22 protein-coding genes, 3 pseudogenes and 1 riboswitch are annotated in these 22777 nt (G+C 43.0%); all 25 genes and pseudogenes read right to left on the reverse strand.

Annotation, left to right across the window (positions count from 1 at the left end; translation table 11 throughout):
* Positions 1–59 precede the first annotated feature (59 nt).
* The 25 genes and pseudogenes from HED67_RS12680 to purE all read right to left on the reverse strand — a co-directional run bounded on the left by HED67_RS12680 (position 60) and on the right by purE (position 22765).
* Positions 60–515, reverse strand: coding sequence for a YaiI/YqxD family protein (locus tag HED67_RS12680; RefSeq protein WP_221718522.1), 456 nt, complete (start codon positions 513–515; stop codon positions 60–62).
* A 34-nt stretch (positions 516–549) separates the two neighbouring features.
* Positions 550–1140, reverse strand: a complete 591-nt coding sequence (locus tag HED67_RS12685; RefSeq protein ID WP_178441004.1) for an SOS response-associated peptidase — start codon at positions 1138–1140, stop codon at positions 550–552.
* Positions 1141–1145: 5 nt separating this feature from the next.
* Positions 1146–1505: pseudogene (locus HED67_RS12690) on the reverse strand (NADAR family protein); the annotation flags it as partial.
* A 1-nt stretch (position 1506) separates the two neighbouring features.
* Positions 1507–1683: pseudogene (locus HED67_RS12695) on the reverse strand (DUF4869 domain-containing protein); the annotation flags it as partial.
* 378 nt (positions 1684–2061) lie between these two features.
* Positions 2062–2829, reverse strand: a complete 768-nt coding sequence (locus HED67_RS12705; RefSeq protein WP_221718525.1) for a PD-(D/E)XK nuclease domain-containing protein — start codon at positions 2827–2829, stop codon at positions 2062–2064.
* Positions 2830–2836: 7 nt separating this feature from the next.
* A complete protein-coding gene (locus HED67_RS12710; RefSeq protein ID WP_221718526.1) occupies positions 2837–4003 on the reverse strand; it encodes an ATP-binding protein in 1167 nt (388 codons plus the stop codon).
* Between the two features lie 278 nt (positions 4004–4281).
* Entirely contained in the window at positions 4282–5058 is a 777-nt protein-coding gene (locus HED67_RS12715; RefSeq protein ID WP_331467099.1) for a formate/nitrite transporter family protein, read from the reverse strand.
* Positions 5035–5116: riboswitch (ZMP/ZTP riboswitch) on the reverse strand. It overlaps the preceding gene by 24 nt.
* A 155-nt stretch (positions 5117–5271) precedes the next feature.
* Positions 5272–5871, reverse strand: coding sequence for a cytidylate kinase-like family protein (locus HED67_RS12720; protein WP_221718528.1), 600 nt, complete (start codon positions 5869–5871; stop codon positions 5272–5274).
* A 27-nt stretch (positions 5872–5898) separates the two neighbouring features.
* Positions 5899–7716, reverse strand: coding sequence for an ABC transporter ATP-binding protein (locus HED67_RS12725; protein WP_221718529.1), 1818 nt, complete (start codon positions 7714–7716; stop codon positions 5899–5901).
* On the reverse strand, positions 7716–9473 hold the full coding sequence (locus HED67_RS12730) for an ABC transporter ATP-binding protein (protein WP_221718530.1): 1758 nt from the start codon (positions 9471–9473) through the stop codon (positions 7716–7718). Before HED67_RS12730 ends, HED67_RS12725 begins: the two co-directional genes overlap by 1 nt.
* Before the next feature lie 232 nt (positions 9474–9705).
* Positions 9706–10152, reverse strand: coding sequence for a helix-turn-helix domain-containing protein (locus HED67_RS12735; protein ID WP_015515056.1), 447 nt, complete (start codon positions 10150–10152; stop codon positions 9706–9708).
* Positions 10153–10450: 298 nt separating this feature from the next.
* Positions 10451–11212 carry a type I 3-dehydroquinate dehydratase gene (gene aroD / locus HED67_RS12740; RefSeq protein ID WP_221718531.1) on the reverse strand — a complete coding sequence of 254 codons (762 nt, stop codon included), beginning with the start codon at positions 11210–11212 and terminating at the stop codon, positions 10451–10453.
* Between the two features lie 167 nt (positions 11213–11379).
* Positions 11380–11694 (reverse strand): annotated as a pseudogene (locus HED67_RS17575) (MFS transporter); the annotation flags it as partial.
* Positions 11695–11838: 144 nt separating this feature from the next.
* Positions 11839–12924: an ABC transporter permease gene (locus HED67_RS12750; protein ID WP_221718533.1), complete on the reverse strand. Its 1086-nt coding sequence runs from the start codon at positions 12922–12924 to the stop codon at positions 11839–11841.
* Position 12925: 1 nt separating this feature from the next.
* Positions 12926–13801: an ABC transporter ATP-binding protein gene (locus HED67_RS12755; RefSeq protein ID WP_221718534.1), complete on the reverse strand. Its 876-nt coding sequence runs from the start codon at positions 13799–13801 to the stop codon at positions 12926–12928.
* On the reverse strand, positions 13789–14574 hold the full coding sequence (locus tag HED67_RS12760; RefSeq protein ID WP_246612228.1) for a hypothetical protein: 786 nt from the start codon (positions 14572–14574) through the stop codon (positions 13789–13791). The genes HED67_RS12755 and HED67_RS12760 overlap by 13 nt, the downstream gene beginning before the upstream one ends.
* Positions 14561–15094, reverse strand: a complete 534-nt coding sequence (locus HED67_RS12765) for an RNA polymerase sigma factor (protein ID WP_117527720.1) — start codon at positions 15092–15094, stop codon at positions 14561–14563. Before HED67_RS12765 ends, HED67_RS12760 begins: the two co-directional genes overlap by 14 nt.
* Positions 15095–15272: 178 nt before the next feature.
* Positions 15273–15806 carry a methylated-DNA--[protein]-cysteine S-methyltransferase gene (locus HED67_RS12770; RefSeq protein ID WP_181967470.1) on the reverse strand — a complete coding sequence of 178 codons (534 nt, stop codon included), beginning with the start codon at positions 15804–15806 and terminating at the stop codon, positions 15273–15275.
* A gap of 14 nt (positions 15807–15820) precedes the next feature.
* Positions 15821–16465 (reverse strand): DNA-3-methyladenine glycosylase family protein, encoded by a 645-nt coding sequence (locus HED67_RS12775; RefSeq protein ID WP_221718535.1) that lies wholly within the window; start codon positions 16463–16465, stop codon positions 15821–15823.
* Positions 16466–16699: 234 nt separating this feature from the next.
* Positions 16700–17482 carry a shikimate kinase gene (locus HED67_RS12780; RefSeq protein ID WP_221718536.1) on the reverse strand — a complete coding sequence of 261 codons (783 nt, stop codon included), beginning with the start codon at positions 17480–17482 and terminating at the stop codon, positions 16700–16702.
* A gap of 300 nt (positions 17483–17782) precedes the next feature.
* Complete coding sequence (purD, locus tag HED67_RS12785; RefSeq protein WP_221718537.1) at positions 17783–19054, reverse strand: phosphoribosylamine--glycine ligase; 1272 nt, start codon at positions 19052–19054, stop codon at positions 17783–17785.
* 88 nt (positions 19055–19142) lie between these two features.
* Positions 19143–19769: a phosphoribosylglycinamide formyltransferase gene (gene purN / locus HED67_RS12790; RefSeq protein ID WP_178441042.1), complete on the reverse strand. Its 627-nt coding sequence runs from the start codon at positions 19767–19769 to the stop codon at positions 19143–19145.
* A complete protein-coding gene (gene purM / locus HED67_RS12795; protein ID WP_221718538.1) occupies positions 19763–20788 on the reverse strand; it encodes a phosphoribosylformylglycinamidine cyclo-ligase in 1026 nt (341 codons plus the stop codon). The genes purN and purM overlap by 7 nt, the downstream gene beginning before the upstream one ends.
* A 92-nt stretch (positions 20789–20880) precedes the next feature.
* Entirely contained in the window at positions 20881–22245 is a 1365-nt protein-coding gene (gene purF / locus HED67_RS12800; protein ID WP_215632192.1) for an amidophosphoribosyltransferase, read from the reverse strand.
* Positions 22246–22249: 4 nt separating this feature from the next.
* On the reverse strand, positions 22250–22765 hold the full coding sequence (gene purE, locus HED67_RS12805; RefSeq protein WP_221718539.1) for a 5-(carboxyamino)imidazole ribonucleotide mutase: 516 nt from the start codon (positions 22763–22765) through the stop codon (positions 22250–22252).
* Between the last annotated feature and the right edge of the window lie 12 nt (positions 22766–22777).

A 22777-nucleotide genomic window follows, 5' to 3' on the forward strand; every position in this document is an offset into this window, starting at 1 on the left:
TATGCAATACATATGCATAATTAAACCTTTCTATCCAGGCAATTCGCTGTCCATATTCTTCAATCTTCATTTTCCTGTGCCATCAAAACCATTTTCTCAAAGGACTGTGCAAACTTTTCATCATCCTCCGATGTCCTCTTCCTCGGTCCTTTCATGTGGCTCTTATGCGTACTTCGTCTGGCTTTTTTGTTCAAATGGCGTTCCATCAACATCTGATCAATGTTATCATTGGTGTACCATTTACCGGATTGATGAATGGCATACGCTCCTTTTCCCAATGCCATTGCTGCCACACCATAATCCTGAGATACAACAATATCTCCCTTCCGACAAATACTGATCAGCTTATAATCCACCGCATCCGCTCCGGCTCCGACAACAATAACTTTGCTGTAACCAGATGATAATACGTGATTCGTATCACACAGCAATGTTACCGGCACTGCATGCATTTTTGCAACTTTCTCTACAATAGCAACCACCGGGCATGCATCCGCATCGACAAATATCTGCATTACTTTTTTGCCCCTTTTCCTCTAAATTAACATTTTATGAAAATAAACTCAGCTGCTCATATTCGGCCTGTCTCTTCAGCATCACCGGTTCCTGACGCAGAATGACCTGCATCTTTTCATTATCAAACCAATCTTCCATCTGTTCTTTCTCCAAAATCAACGGCATTCGATCATGGACTTTGATCATTGATTCATTCGCCGCAGTGGTCAGAATCACAAATCTCCGCTCATTGTCAAACCAGTCACAGAAACCGGCTAAATATAGTACCGACGCATCTGATCTGGTAAATGTGTTCTTTTCTCTTAAACGATTCCATTCATAGAATCCACTAGCCGGAATCACAATCCGATGATACCAAACGCCATTACTGAAAGAGGGCTTGTCCAGAACTGTTTCTGCTCTTGCATTAATGACCAGATTCTTTCCCTTTTGCAGGGGGAATCCCCATTTACAAAGTGACAGCTGCAAGCCATGCTCAGTTTTCTCTATAATCGGTGCTGTGTTTGTTGGCAAGATATCACCTTGAAACTGTTCTTTACAGATTTTCCAGTCTATGTCAAAACTATATACCACATTACCAATTTCATCCAGCCAGTTAGTATCAATATAATATCTGCCGCACATATTGGTTACTTCCCCTTTCGTTTATTTTGCATCACCCAAACGTCGTTTATCCAATTTCTAACCATCATCAGCGCATACCCCAGCAGATTCTGACCTCTCCATTTCTCCGATTCCAGTCTATTTGAATCCTTCATAGACAAACCAATGCCCCATATCCGATCATTAACCGCACATTCTGCCAGAATACTATCCTCCGTATCCAACAACAACTTTTTCAAATCTTTATTCTGTACAAATTTCTCCTTGAGGCCCTCATACACAAGCAACTGCCGAACACCATTCCAATAACTATCATTATAGCCTTTCACCTGCCGTCCTAGTGCTTTTATAACCGCCACATCTGTTGTCGCTAATATTTTCTCAGCATTTTCCAAGTACAGGGCTGTCAATCACTCCGCTGTCCAGAACCGTAGACTGATCGACATCCTGAATCATCTCTTTCACAAATGGATCAACAATCCAGCTATCTTCATAGTCATATTTAAAATAGGCTGCTGTATTGTAAACTGATTCCTTCATATTTCCATAATAGATATTTAACATTCTACTCACTTCCCTCTTAACCTAAAATTCACATCCATTATACGTTCTGCTTCATCTATTTTTGTCAGTTATTTAATTTATATTATAAGCAAGCCAGAGAATGAAGTCAATTTATTTCAATTCTTGAACTTGCTGCTAATGAATACGAAAATAATCCCCCACCCAAAGATTACATGGATAGATTTAATCTTCAAAAAAGGTTGCGAGGATACCAAAATCACCCTCTTTACTTTCTCAAACATCCCGATGTTGACTATACAAATAACATCAGCGAACGAGAACTAAGAAAATTCAAAAGAAAACAAAAGCAAAAATCTTCAGCGTTCATGTTTTTCTTACGCTGAAGATTTTTCGTAAATATTTTATTAATTTTAAAAATTACAGTTCCACCGGCTGCAGAACAATCACTTTTATATTCTTCCCGTTTTTTTCCTGCTCTCTTACAAAAGCAGCTTTAAATACATCTGGATTCTTGATAATATTCTTCTTATCGTATACAAAAAAGAAAACTGTTTTTGCCTTATAATGAAATCCGTCGGCACCTAACTCCTCCAACAGCTTTTTCTCAGTCATCGAAGCACGGGTACATTTTGTCTCTATTATCAAGTCATATTCCTCTAAATAAAGATCAGCACGCATCCCGCCATAACCATTGTCACTCTCTGCTTCCTGTCGTATCAATGGAAATATCGGAACTAATAAAGCATACAACATTCTCTGTAAATCATATTCATTACCTATCTGAATCTTTTTCAATTCATCCATAGACATCGTAGCTTTTTTATGCAGCGGGTTCTGGAACATACTTCTATAATACAGATAAAAATTATTTAATATCTGCTCAATCAGCCTAATTCCAACTGCTTCAGATATCACCGCTTCTGAGATAGTATTAATTTCGTCCAGATAGACTACCGTATCCTTTATCGCTTTTATAATACTATTCCGTGTGTCATCTTTAGAAAATTCATTTTCTGTATACCACATTTTAATCTGAATTTCATTCAATTTTCCTTTAGGAAATCCATTTTGATTCAGAAAGCCTTTCACTTTTCTGCACCAACTGTCATACTCTGCCTTCAGTTTTTCATCATTGGTAATATCTAATAACTTCCATCCTTCCTGAACAAGTTCTTTCATTTTCATATATCATTTACTCCATTTTCCATCTAATATAAAACAGAAACATATTGTCCAACACATGAATTGTATCGTCTTTCCATTCCAAAACCTGATAAAGACTTCCCAAGGTTTCCAACAACTTTTGCCAATTTTTAAGAGAATCTCTGACCTTCTTGGTTGTAATCATATTCTCCGGTGCACTATTTTTTATTCTTTCCATTAACTCTTCGATACTAAGTTCAACCAGCGGCGGATTATCTGACAACACTTTCAAAATCAGTCCATAAATATCTCTCTTGCTGCCATCTGAAAGTGTATATTGAAGTCTTTGCTGTCCCCTTGTCGATGGTCCGGCCTTTAATACTCTAACAACGTCTCCATAAGGCAAATTCATGCAAGTAAAACGACAGCTTTCTTCAATGACTTCATCCGTTATTGTATCATTGCTATCCGGAAGAAGCCCTATATTCAAGCATATAGACTGCATCAATTGTGGTGAATGGATACTTTCCTTTGCCATTCTAGCTATTAAAGACTGCCTCACCTGAATCTGAAGCTTTCCAAATCCTTTTTTTGCAATCTCCTCTAATTCCTCTGTTTTCCATGATTCTATCTCTATAACCAGTATGCGTCCCGTAAGATCAGGATTTAACCGAATGGCATCATCTGAGCGATAAGGAAGTGAAACAACTACCGCCTTAAAGCCCATTCTTATGACCTCTTTCAGCTGGCAGGCTATATCATACTGTATTTCCGGTGGTGCATAATGAAAATCATCCAAAACCAGTACTTTGTCATTCTTTTTGAAATAATCAATAACTCTATCTTTGGTGACAAAATAATTTTTTGTGACAGTTATGGATTTCTGCTCAGTTTCAGAAAAAGCTGCACTCTCTTCACTGACTGCCGCTTCCATGGAAATTCCTACCTTTTTCCCAATTCCTGACCAAAAATCTTTTTCCTTTGAGAAATCATTACCGGACATGCAAACCATATTTGCCGCACCTATGACCTTTTCACACAATACTGTCTTTCCTATCTTGGAAGGTCCTACAATGTAAGTCAAATATCCATCTATAGCTAAACTCTGCTGTAATCGCTCTTCATATGTATATTTTGTTCCCTTTGACTCTCTTGACACATATGTCATCTCCGGGTAAGTTCCTGGTTTAAATACTTCTGAAAACCTTTTATCCATAAATATCACCTCGTTTCACTTAGTATATCTAATATAACACATTTATACCCCTTTTAACACCTTTTATTCAATCAATTCTCCCCTTTCAATTTCCGATAATAAACATAAAACATCGATGCCGTTGTACACACGGCAATGGTATCAGCAATCGGTTCTGCCAGGTAAACGCCCATGACAACCAAAAATCACCTTCAAACTATGACTCCATTATAGTCTGAAGGTGATTCTGTTAAAAGTAATTATCTAATTTATCAGTCACTCATAAATTACATAGCGGCTTATATCTTCTTACACGCTGGAATCAGCATCCCACCCACTGCATTTCCAAGGCTGATCACAACCACGCACAGAAATGCTCTTGTGGACCACATCTGCGCCACTGACACATAGAACATATCCGCAATGCAATGCTCGAATCCGCAAAGAATGAATCCTGCCACACAAACGAACAAAATCAATGGATTTTTTGTCTGTTTATAGCCTTCCACTGCAATGTACATCAGTGCACCGCAGAAAATACCAAGGATAAACAGGCTGATGAGACTGTCATCCACTTTGATCTGACACATACTCTGAGCCTTTTCGGAAATGCCGTTAATCCTACTACCAAGCACCCCCATGGCCGCCAGCCATGTACCGGCCAGATTACCCACCCAGATAATGACCAGATCAATGATATAGGATTTTGGCTGTTCCACCGCATAGCCGACTTTGCCCGTGAACAGGTTCAGACCATGCACACAGATAGAATACAGCCCCGCCGTAAACATCAACGCCCCCACAATCTTATTTTCCAAAGATAAAAACACAATACCGCCTATTCCGATGGCAGCACCCGCCAGCACAGCCAGGGCAAATAATCTCACATACTTTCTCATACTCTGTACCTCCAAATTCTCATTGAATTTCTGTAATGCTCCGGCGTCAACCAAATTCAACTGAAATCGCCAACTGCCCCAGGACTTCACGCCACTCCGCCTACAAGCACGGGCTTTGGCCTGTTGCTCGCGTAAAAAAAGCCGGCCGCTGAGCATCACTGCCCAGACGGTCGGCATTCAAATCCATTCATACTTCCTGTGGTCAATTCCACTTCCGTCAGTCGTATAAACTAGCTTTATCATACTGAAACTTCACCCGATTGTCAAGTCATTTCCTGCTTTTTACGCATAACAGACATTGATGTTTAATTACATTGACATGGCAGTTCAGTAAATTCAGCATTCTTTCGAAATTTTAAGACATAGTCCAATTAATCATTCGGACAACAATTAAGCCAACAGGCCTTTCAGTACTTTCACACAGCCCTCTATTCCCAATTCTCCGGAATTCAACACGATATCATAATTGCGGTAATCATCCCATCGCTTCATGGTATTGGCTCTGTAATAGTTGGCTCTCTTTTTGTCATATTTCTTGCGGAGAAACTCCATCCGGTTTGGAGAAATCTGGTAATCCTCCTGGATTCTCTTCTGCTTGAAAGCATCATCCGCATGAATGAATACTTTCACCACACCTTTACAGTCTTTCAGTGCTTCACTGGCACAGTGTCCCATAAACACTGCAGAACCATTCTGTGCCAGACTTTGAATAGCAGCCTGCTCTGCCAGATAAACCTTGCCTTCATCCGAAAGCATGTTCATATCCCCTGACTGGGCTTTGCTCATCACAAACACCGTATAGAGAAAGCTGTTGGTCACACCCTCCTCATACTGTTCAATCTGTTCCACAGAAATATCATATTTCCTGGCAACACGCTCAAGAATTTCTCTGCCGTAACATGGCATTTTGCATTCTTTTGCCAGCAACTCACCAATTCTGGTGCCGCCGCTGCCAAATTCTCTTTCTATTGTTATATACTGGTACTTCATCCGACTCGCCTTCCTTCTTATGCTGCCTTATGACGCCTGATCAAACTGGCTGTTGTACAGATCCGCATAGAAACCGCCTTTTGCCAGCAGTTCCTCATGATTGCCGCTTTCGATAATATCGCCGTCCTTCAGTACAAGGATCAGGTCGGCATTTTTAATCGTGGACAAACGATGAGCAATCACGAAAGATGTACGATTCTGCATCAACGCATCCATGGCTTTCTGGATCTGAAGCTCTGTTCTTGTATCCACGGAACTTGTGGCTTCATCAAGAATCAGCATTGGTTTATCCGCAATCATGGCTCTGGCGATGGTCAGCTGCTGTTTCTGGCCCTGTGACAAACTGACCTGATCATTAAGGATCGTATCATAACCATGCGGCAGTGTCCGGATAAAATGATCCAGGCCTACGGCTTTACATGCTGCCTCTATCTTCTCTTCCGAAATATTCTCTGTATTGTACACCAGGTTTTCTCTGACTGTGCCCTCAAAAAGCCATGTATCCTGAAGCACCATACAGAACTGGGAACGTACTTCTTCCCGCTTCATATCCCGGGTGGAAATACCGTCGATCTTGATATCGCCGCTCTGGATCTCATGGAAACGCATCAGCAGATTCACCAGTGTCGTCTTGCCGGCACCTGTCGGACCGACAATCGCGATCTTCTGTCCCGGTTTTGCCTTGGCTGAAAAATCATGAATAATGATCTTGTCTGTGTCTTCATAGCCGAATTTGACATGCTCAAAATCCACATAACCTTCTGCTTTGCCAAGCTTCTCTGTTTTATCGCTTTCATCGGACATTTCCTCTGCCCCAAGGAAAGCAAATACACGCTCACCGGCTGCTGCCGCAGACTGCAGGGACTGAGTTGCCTGTGCGATCTGCGCAAGGGGCTGGGTAAACAAACGGATATACATCATAAATGCAACAATGACTTCAAATCCGATATAGCCTTTCATTGTCAGCACAGCACCCATCACGCAGACAGCCACATAACCAAAATTGCCGATAAAGGCCATCAAAGGCTGCATCAAACCGGAAAGGCTCTGTGCCTTAAAAGCGCTGTCTCTCAGGTTATTATTCAGTTCATCAAAAACTTTTTTGGCATTTTTTTCACCGTTATAAGCTTTGACAACTGTATGTCCGGAATAAATCTCTTCAATATGACCATTTAATGCACCGAGATTGGCCTGCTGCCTTGAGAAATATTTCTGTGAATGGCTTGTGATCAATGACATCAGTCCGAAACCGATCATAGTTGCGATCACTGCTGTCAGCGTCATGATCACATTGGTCTTAAACATCATGATTAAAGACCCAAAGAACAAGGCTACCGCTGACACCAGGTTGCCGATACTCTGGTTCATAGACTGAGAAATCATATCCACATCATTGGTGACTCTTGAAAGCACATCACCTGTAGATGTCTTATTGTAATAGGCCATCGGCAGACGATTGATCTTGCCCGAAATATCGCTTCGCAGCTGCTTTGTCACATTTTGTGTGACCGTGGCCATAATGAACTGCTGTCCAAAAGACAAAATTGCACTGCCCACATAAAAAGCCACCAATGTCAGACCGATGGACTTGACACGTTCCATATCAATACCTGTCGCTATGCCCTCTGTAATCACCTTTGTCAGATCTGACAATTTATCCGGACCGAGGATTGTCAGAATCGTACCGGCCACGGCACAAATCAGAGCAACAATGATCACTGCCAGATAACGTTTACAATAACGGATGATCTTCATCCATGTTCCTTTAAAATCTTTTGATTTCTCTGCAGGACGTCTGCCCATGCCAGGGCCCCGCATCCCACCTCTGTTATTTCTATTTTCCATTATGCCAGTTCCTCCTTTGAAAGCTGAGAGAAAGCAATCTGACGATAAACTTCACAATTCTTCATCAGTTCATCATGGGTACCCATTCCTGCGATCCTGCCTTCATCCAGAACAATGATCTTGTCTGCATCGCGGATAGTGCCGATTCTCTGTGCAACGATCAATCGGGTTGTATCACCGCACTTTTCATCCAGTGTCTGTCTCAGGATCCGGTCGGTCTTATAATCCAGTGCCGAGAAGGAATCATCGAAGATCATAATCTCCGGATGACGGCAAATAGCTCTGGCAATAGAAAGACGCTGTTTCTGACCGCCGGAGAGATTCGAACCGCCCTGGGCTACAAAACCATCATAGGTATCCGGCAGTTTCTCTACAAATTCATCCGCCTGAGCTGTATGGACAGCATCGATAATGTCTTCTCTGTCCGCAGGCTTGCCGCCGTTTTCACCATAAGCCACATTGCCTGCAACCGTGCCGGAGAAGAGAATCGCCTTCTGGGATACATAACCGATTCTGTTTCTCAATGCTTCCTGGGTATATTCTTTCACATTCATGCCGTCAACCAGCACTTCACCTTCCGTTGCATCATAAAATCTCGGAATCAGGTTGATAACCGTACTCTTACCACAGCCGGTAGAACCGATGAAAGCCACCGTATCTCCCTTATGAGCTGTAAATGTAATGTCTTCCAGCACATTCTTCTCTGCATCCGGATATTTGAAGCTGACATGACGAAACTCTACTTCACCGGTCATACCCGCCTTGGCTTCTGTCTTCGCACCATCCTCAATGGCCGGTTCTGTATCCAGTACCTCATTGATACGCTTTGCAGCAACGGATGCACGGGGTACCAGCACGAAGATCATAACCAGCATCATGAAAGCCATCACAACCTGCATCGCATACTGTGAAAAGACAATCATATCCGAGAATAATGTCAGCTTATCCTGCATACCCGCATCATTGATCAGATAAGCACCTACCCAGTAAACCGCCAGTGTCAGACCATTCATGACAAGCATGATACCCGGCATCAGAATCGTCATGGTTCTGTTGGCAAAAAGCTGTGTACGCTTCAGTTCATCATTGGCCTTTTCAAACTTGGTCTCCTGATAATCTTCCGCATTATAGGCACGGACAACACGAAGCCCTGTCAGATTCTCACGCGTCACCCGGTTGATGTTATCGGTCAGGATCTGCAGCTTTCTGAACTTCGGCATTGCCACCATAACACAGGTTCCGACAATACACAGCAGTATAATAACTGCGATGCCTGTTGTCGCCGTCCACTGCCAGCTCTTTCCGGCAATCTTACAGATGGCCCACACAGCTGTCACCGGTGCCTTCAGAAAAACTTCCAATCCCAGCACCAATACCATCTGAACCTGGGTAATATCATTGGTTGAACGTGTGATCAGACTGGATGTTGAAAAGCGTCCGATCTCTTCCATTGAAAATGACTGCACTCTGTTAAATACCTGTCCTCGCAGGTTGGCAGAAAAATTTGCTGAAATCTTTGCCGCGCAGACAGCAATACAGGCTGCCGTCAAAAGTGAGCCCACCGCACAGAGCAGCATCTTGCCTCCCGCTGCAAGTATATCTGCCATGGCACTTCCCTCTGTCTGAACAAGCACTGTCATGTCGGACATATAATCCGGCATGGTCAGATTCAGATAAACCTGTGCCAGAATCAAAAGAAAGGCAAGTCCAGCCAGTGCCATATCTTTCTTTGTCAATTTCTTTAATAATTTGATCATTACTGCACTTCTCCTTTGATGTCATTGCATATTTCTGTTAAGTCGCATTCATTATCAGCACTCATCTCATCAGAGTGCCAGATTTAAATGAATAAAAATACTTCAGTGCTGCTGAAGTATTTTATCACCATAAACTGTTTGATATTAAACTGTTTATTTTTAAACTATTATAGTACGAATAAAGAATATGTCAAGGCTTTTTATATTTTTTTTAGATTTTTTCTTTTCCGGATTATACAGATGCCTCATCAATCATTCTCTCCATATTCGCCATTGCATGATTTAATACTTTATTGAAAATCGCTCTATCCTCTGCCTGAATACCGGACATAATCTGCTGATGCATATCATCCCATATAGCATTGATGCGCCTCACCAGCTCTTTTGCCTCCTCTGACAATATATAATGCATATAACGCCTGTCCTTCTTATCTGGCATGCTCTCCAGATAATGCATGGTACACAGATGTTCCAGGGTCTTTGAAATCTGCCCTTTATTCAAATCAAGATAACGATGAATATCTGCTGCCGTATTCCGCTCACCGGACATAGCCAGAAAACGCAGAATCTCGATTTCCACCCGCTTCACATCATATTCCCGAATGACGCCGTCCATCTTCTTGTTCATTAGCTGTTTGAACTGTCTGCCGCGGCGCATCATATTTAACTGTTCTTCCATAATGCTTCCCCTCTGTCTGATTTTCACTGATTTAAAATACACTCACCGTCTGATCTGCATAAAAAGGCGGTGAGCATTTATAATCTATTATATTATACACCGTTTCCGGTGTTTTTTTCAAACCTTTTGTCGGATGAATTTTACAGAAGAATTCAAACTGTCCGGAGGCTGTAAAGGACGGATCAAAAGCACCCGGAAGAACAGATGCAATACCTAATGCAATAGATACCGGTATTGCGATTACCAGACATACCACAAATATGATGAATACAGCCTGTTGATTCGCTGTGAAGCAGACTTACAGACTCTTGTGAAGCAGATTTAATACAGTATTCAGGTCGTTCACACCCATCTGTCCCGGAGCAGAGGCTTTGCCTGCTGCACCAAATGTCAGTGCAGAACCAAATACTTCACCGCAAAGACGGCTGATCACACCTGTACCTGCCATAGACATCGTAATGATCGGTCTGTCCGCATACAGTCTGTTCATCTCTTCTGTTGCAAAAAGCAGTGTCAGTACATCCAGTTTGCTTTGAGGCATCACCGCAATCTTTGGAATGTCTGCGCCAAGATCCTGCATTTTACGAAGACGGCCGACGATATCCTCCTTATCCGGTGTCTTGTCAAAATCATGGTTGGAAGCAACAACTTTGACGCCGCAGGCATGGGCTGCTTCAATAATCTCTTTCACCACTTCATCCCCTGTAAAGGCTTCCACATCCACCAGGTCCACATTGCCTGTCGCTGCGATTTCCTTGTTCAGTTTTGCATAATCTGCTGCTTCAATAGCTTTCTCGCCGCCCTCTTTGGATGTACGGAAAGTAAAAAGAATCGGTGTATCTTTTAAAACCTGGCGAAGGTCTTCCAGCACATCCTTCACCTTCTCAATATCGAAAACACTTTCAAACCAGTCTACACGCCACTCAACAACATCTACCGGGATATTGTCAAATGTTTTGGCTTCATTAATAATGTCTTCTTTTGTTATACCGACGATTGGCACACAGATTTTCGGAATACCATCGCCGATTTTAATATTTCTAACTTCTACTGCTTTCATACTCTCAGACTCCTCTTTTTTATTGTTCTGTCTTCGCTAAAAGACTTCCGTATCTCACATTGACAAAAACTGCCAGCAAGCATCGGTGCAAAGATAGCCAGTACACCAAGAATACCGATGGCAATGCCGTCGGCTACCGGCAGTGCTGCATAGGATAAGGAAGTACCTGCTGCCACATAGGCCACCTGAATATTCGGTGAAAATGCGATGCCTATAAAAAAGATAACATAGGATGCCGCACCAATCAACACTGAAATTCTTCTCTCCAGCTTATCGGACAAAGGCCCTGCAAAAGGAAGAGAAACCAGTCGTCCAAGCCCCAATGCTGCCGCAACAGCTGTAACTGTCATGACATCACCAACGCCCCACTGGGCAGCCAGCATTTCTTTGACAACCTGCTGGCTTAACAGTGAACAGCCGATACCTTGAATAAAATAGTTCAAATAAAGAATGACCACACTTGGTAAATATTTTTTATCCATCTCGATTTCCTCCTAAGAAGGAAAACTCCGCTAAAACAACGCGCACCCGCACGAAACGTTTTAACGGAGTTTTCTTTCTTAGGAGGTATTTTAAAATTAGATGAACTGTTTTTATGATTCGATTTTGGCTTTAAACTAATTGATTTAAGCTATTTGCCTGTTTTTATAAGCAATGGTTCCTTCTGCCAGGCATGCAGCGGCGAAAATGATGTTGATGGTAAATACAAGCTGCCAGATGTTATAGATATCTTTGACCATGTTTGCCATAATCAGGAATACTGGCATGGCATCGACGATAAGGGCCATAAAGCCGCCGAAAAATATTCTTATTATCACCGGCAGGCCCCAGCATGCTGCAGAGATGATGACGGCTCCAAATGAACTGTTCTGATGGGCAGATACACACAGGGTAATAGCACACAATGATAATAAGGCTTCTAAGGCAAGCATGAGTAAGACTGCCAGATATTTTGAAAACATCACCGACTGATGCCTGATGCTTTCAGACAGTACAAGTCCTGCGATGTTATTGAATCCATTTAACCCATACACAACCTGACATAAGGCCAGGTTTATCACCGCAAACCACAGAAAGACAGAAATTGTAAATGTCAAAGCAGCGGCTATTTTTGCCATGACGTCCTTTCTTCTTCCCTCTTCTGTGCTGAAAATCAGTGGCAGCATTTTCGTCTGGCTCTCCTCTGCAAAAATAGTTGACACACTGCAAATAACCAGTATACTTCCCAATATCAGACCAAACTGCAGCATTTCAACAAATATTTTCCAGCCTGTTGTGTAAGTCAGATAAGGTGCTATCCCCAGTTTTTCGCATGTTTCCCCCAGTTCTGTTTCCGCAATCATATATCTTTCTGTTGGAACAATGCCGTTTTCCCATGCCCCATTGGTAAAATATCGTGTCACAAAATCATTTAAAAAGTTCCCGTCTCTCCATCCCGGCATATTTTCTTCCAGCTTGGATGGCAGACCATATTTTTCAACAATTTGATGGATCTTTTCATCTGTCAGCTCGCCTTCAAATTCTTTCGTGATTTTCTTGTTCATCTTCACAGCTTCATAACCGGAATAAACGCTTCCATCCACTGCAGCTATTTCCCCGTCTACTTCTGCAAACCAAAAATAAGCCAACAACAATGCGGTAGCGGCAAATAGTCCGATTCTAAATATTTTGTTGTGATAGAGTTTGTACAATTCCATTCTATAAAGCCGCATTTTACGTTTCCTCCGTTGACTGTGTTTCATAAAGATAGGCATCTTCAAGAGTCCCATCCAAAAGTTCTGCCTCCCGCATGGGCTGTTTTTCGGAAATCACTCTTAATTCGACATTTTCACCATTGCTTCTCATATTGCTGACAATAAAACGCTGCCCAAGGCACTCTGCTTCTTTTTCTGAAACAATGCATTTCCAGACGTGGCCTTTCACTTTCTCTATTATCTCCGCCTCTGTTCCTTCCTGAATGAGTTCTCCGTTTTTCATGATTAAAATGCGGTCTGCAATATACTCTATATCCGACACAATATGAGTAGACAGCAAAACAATTCTGTCTTTGCCTAAGGAACTGATGATATTGCGAAAACGCACTCTCTCCTTCGGGTCAAGCCCCGCTGTAGGCTCATCCAAAACCAGAATTTCCGGATTGTTTAAAAGTGTCTGGGCAATGCCGATTCTTCGAAGCATCCCTCCTGAAAAAGTTTTCAGCTTTTTCCTGCGCACATTTTTCAATTCTACCATAGTCAGAAGTTCTTCAATACGCTTTTCTGCATCATCTTTTGGCAATGCTTTTAAAGCCGCCATATACCTGAGAAAACGCTCTGCAGTAAAATCAGGATAAAATCCAAACTCCTGCGGCAAATAGCCCAGGAGTTTTCGATATTCTGCTCCCATACCAGAAATCTCAAGATTATCACAGCAAATCTTTCCCTCCGTTGGCTGCATAACACCACAAATCAACCGCATCAATGTTGTCTTTCCTGCCCCATTTTCTCCCAGCAGACCATATACCCCATTTGTAAATGTATAATCCACTTCACGGACGGCATCTTTATCTTTGTATCTTTTCCAAACATCCATCAATTTTAATTCATGCATAACACATCACCTTTTTCCATTCTATTAAATAGCCTTTTTATCTGAATGACAAATAAAAGTAGTGACAGTATAAAGACTGCTGTCCATATCCGGTTAGCTGCCGTAAACATAATGCCCGGAATAGCCCCGATGACACCATAGCCAATGGACATCAAAAAGCCACTGATAACAAATAGAAACGAATGCTTTTTTCCTGTCTCCATTGACAAAATTCCCAGGGCAATCATCCCCGACAACAGATAAGGTGTCAGAATATAAAGCCCCACCTGCAATAATCCAACACGCCAGAAGCCATTCAAATAACCTGCCAGCAAAAACAGCACCACAACATTGACCATCCCGGATATTACTATCCATGCAGCCACACATTGCTTTGTATTAAAATAACAGCTTGCTCCCAACTCTGCCATTTTCCCAAAAAACATCTTATCAATCACACCAATGGATGTGATGCTTAAAATTCCTGCTCCCGCCATGCACACGGTGATAATTTCATTCTGACTCACTCCGGTATATTGCAGCACCGCAATAAAAATAATGCCCAGACAGATAAGGCCGCCATAAATATAGAAAAACAGTTTATCCATATAATAAAATTGCTGAAGCAGAATATTTTTGATGGACATCCTCATCTCAATTCTCTGCTTGTTGATTTTCTGCTTCTCCATCTCCATCATCATTGCCTGATGAGCTTTTTTCTTTCTCGCTTCATCAATATGTACCTGCGCATTCGCTCTTTCCAAAAGATTTTTTATTTCACTATCTCCCATCATCACACCCCTCCATCATCCTTTTCAACTGACTGATACCTAATCGAAACCGTGACTTTGCCGTGGACACACTACAACCCATCATACCGGCAATATCTTTAAACTTCATTTCTTCATACATCCGCAGAACAACTACTTCCCTGATATCCGGCGAAAGTGCCTTTAACAGATTCTGCAAATAAATGATATCTTCTGTTTCCTTTATCTGATTTCCCAGTTTCGGTATCTTATCAAGTTCTTCCCATCCAACCGAGGTTTCTGTGACTTTCTTATCCCGAAAATAATCAAAACAGAGGTTTCTTGCAATCATCAAAAGATATCCTTTGAGGTTTTGATGATGATAAGAAGTTCCATATTTAATAAATTTTAAAAAACTTTCCTGCGTAATATCATAAGCATCCTCTTCAGATTGAACCATATAAAGACAAAAACGATAAATATCTGCATAATATCTCTCAATAATCAGGCCAGCTGCTTCTTTATCTCCATTATGCAGTTTTCGTATCAATTCGCTTTCTTTCATCGTGTTTTCTCCTAATTCAATATCTGTACATATTATATAACCATTGATAACCGGAAAAAGTTCACCGTGGACAAAAAAACAGACAGCTAAATTTATAACTGCCTGCTAAAAAAGTATTTTCCTTTTTCTGTTTCATTCATGTAACCTCTTCCGCTCCTCAATAAAATCCATTATTTTATTAGAATTCTTGAGTTTTTTTCGGAATAAAAAATTTGGTCATATCTGTTTTCTCTAATTCCAACAATCGTACCTTTTTATCAATTCCGCCTGCATATCCTGTCAGGCTGCCATTTGCACCGACCACACGGTGACATGGAATGATAATAGAGACTGCATTATGCCCTACTGCACCGCCGACTGCCTGTGCAGACATATGATCCATGCCATGCTTTTCAGCCAGTTGTCCGGCAATCTCTCCATATGTCATTGTCTGACCATACGGAATCTGCAGCAAAATCTGCCACACTTCCTGTCTGAATGCAGATCCGATCGGATGAAGAGGCGGTGTAAAATTCGGTTCTTCGCCGGAAAAATACACATCCAGCCATCTTTTGGACTCTGCAAGAATCGGTGTTTCCCGCACAATATGTTCATCCGGAAGTATGTTGGCAAAGTATTTCTGCCCAACAAACCACAATCCCGTCAGACCGATTTCATCAGCAGCCAACAGAATATCCCCCATTGGTGACTGATATTGACATGTATATACCATCATTTTCCTCCATCTTACTTCTTCTGTGTCTTCGGTTTATAATCTCTCATTTCCGGAATAGCTCCGCCTGCTACTGCCCACAAATACAGACTGGCCACACTGCAGTAAGGACTAAACCGCCTGCGATACTTTTCAAACAACTTCCGGTCAATCTTGCGGTGATGATAAACCATACGAAGTCCACGCTGGATAGCCAGATCATCATAGCTGAATATATCCGGCCGTTGCAGACAGAAAAGCAAGATCATCTCCGCTGTCCATACACCAATTCCTTTCAGAGAAGCCAGTTCCTTGATGGCCGCCTCGTCCGACATCTGAGCGACTGTTTCCAGATCAAAGACGCCCTCATGAACCTTTCTGGCAAAGTCCGTAATATATTCTGCCTTACGAAAGGTCATCCCCAAAGACTGCAGCTTGGAAATATCCGCTGAAAGAATAGTTACAGCATTCACTTCTCCCAAAGTCTCCTTCATCCGCTGCCAGATGGTTGCCTGTGCTTTCGTAGAAATCTGCTGACCGATAATATGATGAACCACTGAAGAAAACAAATCTGTGTCCACTTCTCTTTCTATCATCCCTATCTGATCAATGACTTCTGACAGCTTTTTGTCTTTATTTCGAAGATAAGTTATCTCATTTTCACTATATTCAAAATACATCCTTTATCTCCCTTGCATATATTCTGCACAGCCCCTCTTCAATTTCTTCATCCAGATTGCTTTCATCCATGACCCTGCATTACACGCTTTGTAATTCTAACTACCCCTATCATACCATGAAATATTCCCTTTTACAAGTAAAAAGCAAACAGTTGTTCTTTTTAGTTTCAAAGGCAACTATTTGCTTCTGCAAAACACAATAAAAATCATTTATGCTGTCATCAAAAATACGTTCTATTCATCTGCACTTCTCAGCTTACGAATCATTTCCTCGCAAATCTCAAGGGCACTCTTGCCGTCAGTCTGAACAACGATATCCGCTGCTGCTTCATACTTTGCTCTTCTTGCTTCCATCAAATCCGCAATATACTCTACATTCTTGTGACCATTCAAAAGCGGACGCTCGTCACTGTTTTTCACGCGGTCAAGAATGGTCTGCGGGTCTGCTTTCAGAAGAACAACCTTGCCGTTCTTTTTCATCTCAGCCACATTGCGTTCACGCATAGCCACACCGCCGCCACAGGAAATAATGACATTCTGCTTGGACTGCATGTCAATGAGCAACTGTGTCTCAAGATTCCGGAAGTATTCCTCTCCATAAGTCTCAAAAATTTCCGAAATGCTCATGCCCTGCTGCTCAGCGATCACCTGATCCATCTCAACCACATCCATGGCCAGTGCATCTCTCAAAAATGCAGAGATTGTACTCTTCCCTGCTCCCATGAAACCAATCAGCACAATATTGTAATCTAAGAGCTTCTTTCCCTGAATCTTCTTGCTGTTGTAGAGAACTCTTTCATAAATATCAGCAATCTCCTCCTGATGCACATTACCTTTCAATTCTATGTCCAGTGCCTCTTTCTGTCTGCTCTCCTGCTCCGGCTGAAGAATCTGCATCTGATTCTTCTCCTTCAATGCCATAATCTTCTCAACCACATCGAATCGTTTCATCAATATATCTACAAGCTGAGTATCACAGGATAAAAGTTCCTGCCGCAATAAATCCAGTTCCTTCATAGTCATGCTCTCCCTTGTTTCTTTCATTTAGCGTGCTCTATTACTCACATTCCGCTTCAATCGGACGCCTGTATCTGCCCCCTTCGAGCAGATACATCTTTGGAATGAATGTATCAGTTTAACGCATTAAGCTATTACATTGTACCATACATTTACAACTAAAGAAACCTGTAATTTCATTTATTTTATTGGTTATCCTGTGCAGTTTTCATACGAACTGCAGCATTCACAATCATCATCTGAATTTTTCTTTCCAAAAACAGGACCCGCTTTTGCGAGTCCTGATAAAAGATTCATATTCTATGCTTCATCAATGGCTTTGCCGATATCATGACGCATATATTTATTGTCGAATTCAATCCATTCGGTTGCTTTATAGGCATTGGCTCTTGCTTCTTTCAGCGTTGTGCCTTTGGCTGTGACACCAAGTACACGTCCGCCGTTTGTCACAATACCTTTTTCATTGCGCTTTGTGCCTGCATGGAAGCAATAATAGCCTTCATCCGCATGGAATTTTTCAAAACCTGTGATCGGATAACCTTTTTCGTAAGAAACCGGATAACCATCAGAAGCCAGGACAACACAAACTGCCGCATTGTCTTCAAATTCCAGATGCTTCTCAGCCAGTTTGCCGTCGATGCATGCCTCAAACATTTCCACCAGATCTGTCTTCATTCTCGGAAGTACAACCTGTGTTTCAGGATCACCGAATCTGGCATTATATTCCAGCACCTTCGGGCCGTCTTCTGTCAGCATCAAACCAACAAAAAGGATGCCCACAAAATCTCTGCCTTCTGCTTTCATCGCTGCCATTGTCGGTTTGAAAATATGCTCCACACAGAAAGCATTCACTTCTTCTGTATAGAAAGGACTTGGGGAAAATGTACCCATACCGCCTGTATTTAAGCCCTGATCGCCATCTTTTGCACGTTTATGATCCTGAGCAGATGTCATCGGTACAATATTGGTTCCGTCACAGAAGCAAAGGGCCGACACCTCACGGCCTGTCATAAACTCTTCCACAACCATCTGATTGCCGGCTGAACCGAATTTCTTGTCTTCCATGATTTCTTTAACACCGGCGCGGGCTTCCTCAAGATTCTGACAGATGAGAACCCCTTTGCCCAAGGCCAGACCATCAGCCTTTAATACGATTGGCATCTTGGCCGTTTCAAGATAATCAAGGGCTGCCTGCGGATCCGTGAAATTCTCATAAGCAGCAGTCGGAATACCGTATTTCTTCATCAGATCTTTGGAAAATGCTTTGGAACCTTCGATAATGGCTGCATTCTTACGCGGTCCGAATACTCTCAGTCCTTCTGCCTCAAAAGCATCCACAATACCGCCCACCAGAGGATCATCCATGCCGATCACCGTCAGATCAATGGCTTTTTCCTTTGCAAAGGCAACCAGCTTATCAAATTCCATGGCACCGATCGGTACACATTCTGCAACTTCTTCAATACCGGCATTGCCCGGTGCACAATAAACTTTATCTACAAGAGGACTTTCTGCGACCTTCCATGCGATGGCATGCTCTCTCCCGCCGCCGCCAACGATTAATACTTTCATTCTGCTCATCCTTTCTTTCATATCATATATAACTCACGAATTCCGATACAGAATTCAAAGTCACATTGCAGACTTGGATTCTTAAAGTCTACTCCTCTACAAACACTCTGCCATCCTTCACATGCACTTTGTCATGGGCGATCAGATCAATAACTTTCGGCATAATCTGCCATTCAGCCTGCTCCATAATTCTGCGCTGAAGCACCTCAGGCGTATCATCCGGGCGTACTTCCACCGGCTTCTGCATGATAATCGGGCCTGTATCAGTTCCCTCATCAACAAAATGCACCGTTGCACCGCTGATCTTCACACCGCGCTTTAAGGCAGCCTCATGAACATGCAGTCCATAATAACCGGTTCCACAGAAAGACGGGATCAACGACGGATGGATATTGATCATCCTGTTTCTGTAGGCTTTGATCATCTTCTCTGGCACAACCACCATAAAGCCTGCCAATACAACGAGATCCACACCCCGGACATTGACAGCTTCCAGCAGAGCATCATTAAAAAGCTCACGATCTGCATACTGTTTCGGAGAGATACATACCGCTTCAATACCGGCTCTCGCCGCTCTCTCCAGTGCTTTTGCCTTTGGATTATTGCTGATCACCACTTTGATCTCTGTGTCGGTGATACGTCCATCGGCAATGCTGTCGATAATGGCCTGGAGATTAGTGCCGCCGCCGGATACAAGTACTGCAATCTTTAACATAATGTCACACCCTTTTCGCCCTCTGTCAGTTCACCAACGATATAGGCTTTCTCACCTGCCTCTTCAATAAGCTTCATTGTCTTATCAACATCTGCAGGATCAACACCGATTACCATACCAAGACCCATGTTGAAAGTATTGTACATCATCTGTTCGGCAATATCACCTTTTTCTGCAATAAGTTTGAAGATAGCCGGAACTTCGTAGCTGTCTTTCTTCACAACAGCATGAACACCTTCCGGCAGCATACGTGGAATATTCTCATAAAATCCGCCGCCCGTAATATGAGAGCATCCCTTAAGCGTCACACCGCCGTCTTTAACTGCCTTCAGGGCTTTGACATAAATTCTTGTAGGTGCGATCAATGCTTCACCTAAAGTTGTGCCAAGTTCATCATAGTATGTATCCAATGATTCCTTTGTCATATCGAATACTTTGCGGACAAGGGAGAAACCATTGCTGTGTACACCGGAAGAAGCGATGCCGATAAGCACATCACCTTTCTTCAGATTCTCACCTGTGATCAGATCCTTCTTATCTACAACACCTACTGCAAAACCTGCAAGATCGTACTCATCCTCAGGCATCAGTCCCGGATGCTCCGCTGTCTCACCGCCGATCAGTGCTGCACCGGACTGCTTGCACCCTTCAGCAACACCGCTGACGATTGTGGCAATCTTCTCAGGATAGTTCTTGCCACATGCAATATAATCAAGGAAGAAAAGCGGTTCACCGCCGGCACAAGCCACATCATTCACACACATAGCCACTGCATCAATACCGATCGTGTCATGTTTGTCCATAAGGAAAGCCAGTTTCACCTTTGTGCCGCAGCCATCTGTACCTGATAAAAGGATCGGATCTTCCATTTTCTTGATATTTTCAAGAGAAAAAGCACCTGAAAATCCGCCGAGACCGCCAAGTACTTCCGGACGCATGGTTCCTTTGACAAATTTCTTCATGAGTTCTACTGATTCGTATCCTGCTTCAATATCTACACCGGCATTTTTGTAATCCATTTATATTTCCTCCTTGATAAAAGCACTCTGATTATGATTAATTGTTCGATTCAAAATCCGTTCCCAGATTCTTATTTCACTATTTCTATCTGCTATTTCGTTGGGTAATCACCATTAAAACATGCCATGCAGAAACCACCTGCGGCATCCGGACATGCGGCTACCATACCCTCACTGGACAGAAAGGCAAGTGAATCCGCTCCCGTCATCTTGCAGACCGCATCCACTCCCTGCTCATGGAAGATCAGTTTCTTCTCTTCCGGCATGGAAGCACCATAATAACATGGATGTGAAATGGTTGCTGATGCGATCCTCAGATGGACACTCTTGGCTCCGGCATGGCGAAGCAGCTCAACTAACGTCTGAGCCGTTGTACCGCGCACCATGGAGTCATCCACAACCACAATGTTCTTGTCCTTCACCTGGCTCTTGATCACAGAAAGCTTCATATGAATCTTTCTGTCAAACAAAATACCTTCCGGCTTCACCAGATTATTACCGTAGTATTTATTCTTAACAAAAGCATCCACCATAGGGATTCCCAGTGTATCTGCGTATCCGGCTGCTGCTGCCAGCCCCGAATCCGGTACCCATACAACCGCATCTGCCTCTGCAGGCGCTTCCTTGGCCAGATGGCATCCCATATTGTATCTCGCCTTGTAAACTTCCTGACCACCGAAGACACTGGCCGGATGTGAATAATAAATATACTCATAAATGCAGGCACGTATCGGCTGCGCCGGCATACCCTGGATGGAATGCGGGCCTTCTGCATTGATGACCACAATCTCCCCGGGCTGGATATCTCTCACATAATCAACATTCAATTCATCAAAGGCACATGTCTCTGAAGAAAGGAACCATGAATGATCTTCCCTGCCAAGTACCAGCGGACGAATGCCCTGGGGATCTCTGACACCGATCACCTTTCTCGGCGTCATCACCAGCATCGCGTATCCGCCTTTGAGCATCGGCATAATAGAAGCAATCGCCTCCTCAATGGTCGGATAATTATTTCTTGCTCTGGAAATCAACACAGAGATTACTTCCGCCGCTTCCATTGTCTGGAATACAGAACCTTTCAGTTCCAGATCATGGCGAATCTCCTCGATATTCGTCAATCCGCCGTTTAAAGCAACAGCCATATGACCGCTTGTGTAACGGATCACGATGGGCTGTGCATTCTCCCGGGCATCCGATCCGTCATATCTGAGAATGTGACCAATACCTGCATGTCCCTGAAGCTTCTCGAGCTTCATTTCATCAAAAACTTCTGTCACAAGGCCTTCATCCTTCACATAGGAAAAATTACCCTGATTGTCATTCACACAGATACCTGCTGCCTCCATGCCGCGATGCTGCATGGAAAACAGTCCGTAATATATTAAATGGGATGTATGAAAGCCGTTATTGTCAAACATGCCAAACAAACCACATCTGTCCATCATTTTCTCCATCTGCTTACATCTCCTTTAAATACGCTTCATAGCCGATATGCTCAAGCTTGTCAGCCTTATTCAGTACCGTCTGCTCAAGCTTGCTGCTGTATACTTTCAGTCTCTCACGCAATGCGGCATCCTCTGTGGCCAGGATCTTGGCTGCCAGAAGTCCTGCATTCTGTGCACCATTGATGGCCACTGTAGCAACCGGAATGCCCGGCGGCATCTGGACGATAGAATAAAGAGAATCCACACCGCCAAGAGCCTTTGTCTGCACCGGTACACCAATAACAGGGAGCACCGTCATAGCCGCAGTCATACCCGGAAGATGGGCTGCCCCGCCGGCACCTGCAATAATCACTGAAAGGCCTTTTTCCTCGGCTGTCTTTGCATATTCGCATAATCTGTCCGGTGTTCTGTGTGCCGAAACAATCGTCAGTTCATAAGGCACCTGCAATTCATCCAGTATCTCTGCTGCCTTTGACATAACCGGCAGATCGGAATCACTGCCCATAATAATGCCAACCTTTACGCTCATTCCCATTACCTC

The sequence above is a fragment of the Pseudocoprococcus catus genome, assembly GCF_019734885.1.
Classification (GTDB): Bacteria; Bacillota; Clostridia; order Lachnospirales; family Lachnospiraceae; genus Coprococcus_A; species Coprococcus_A catus.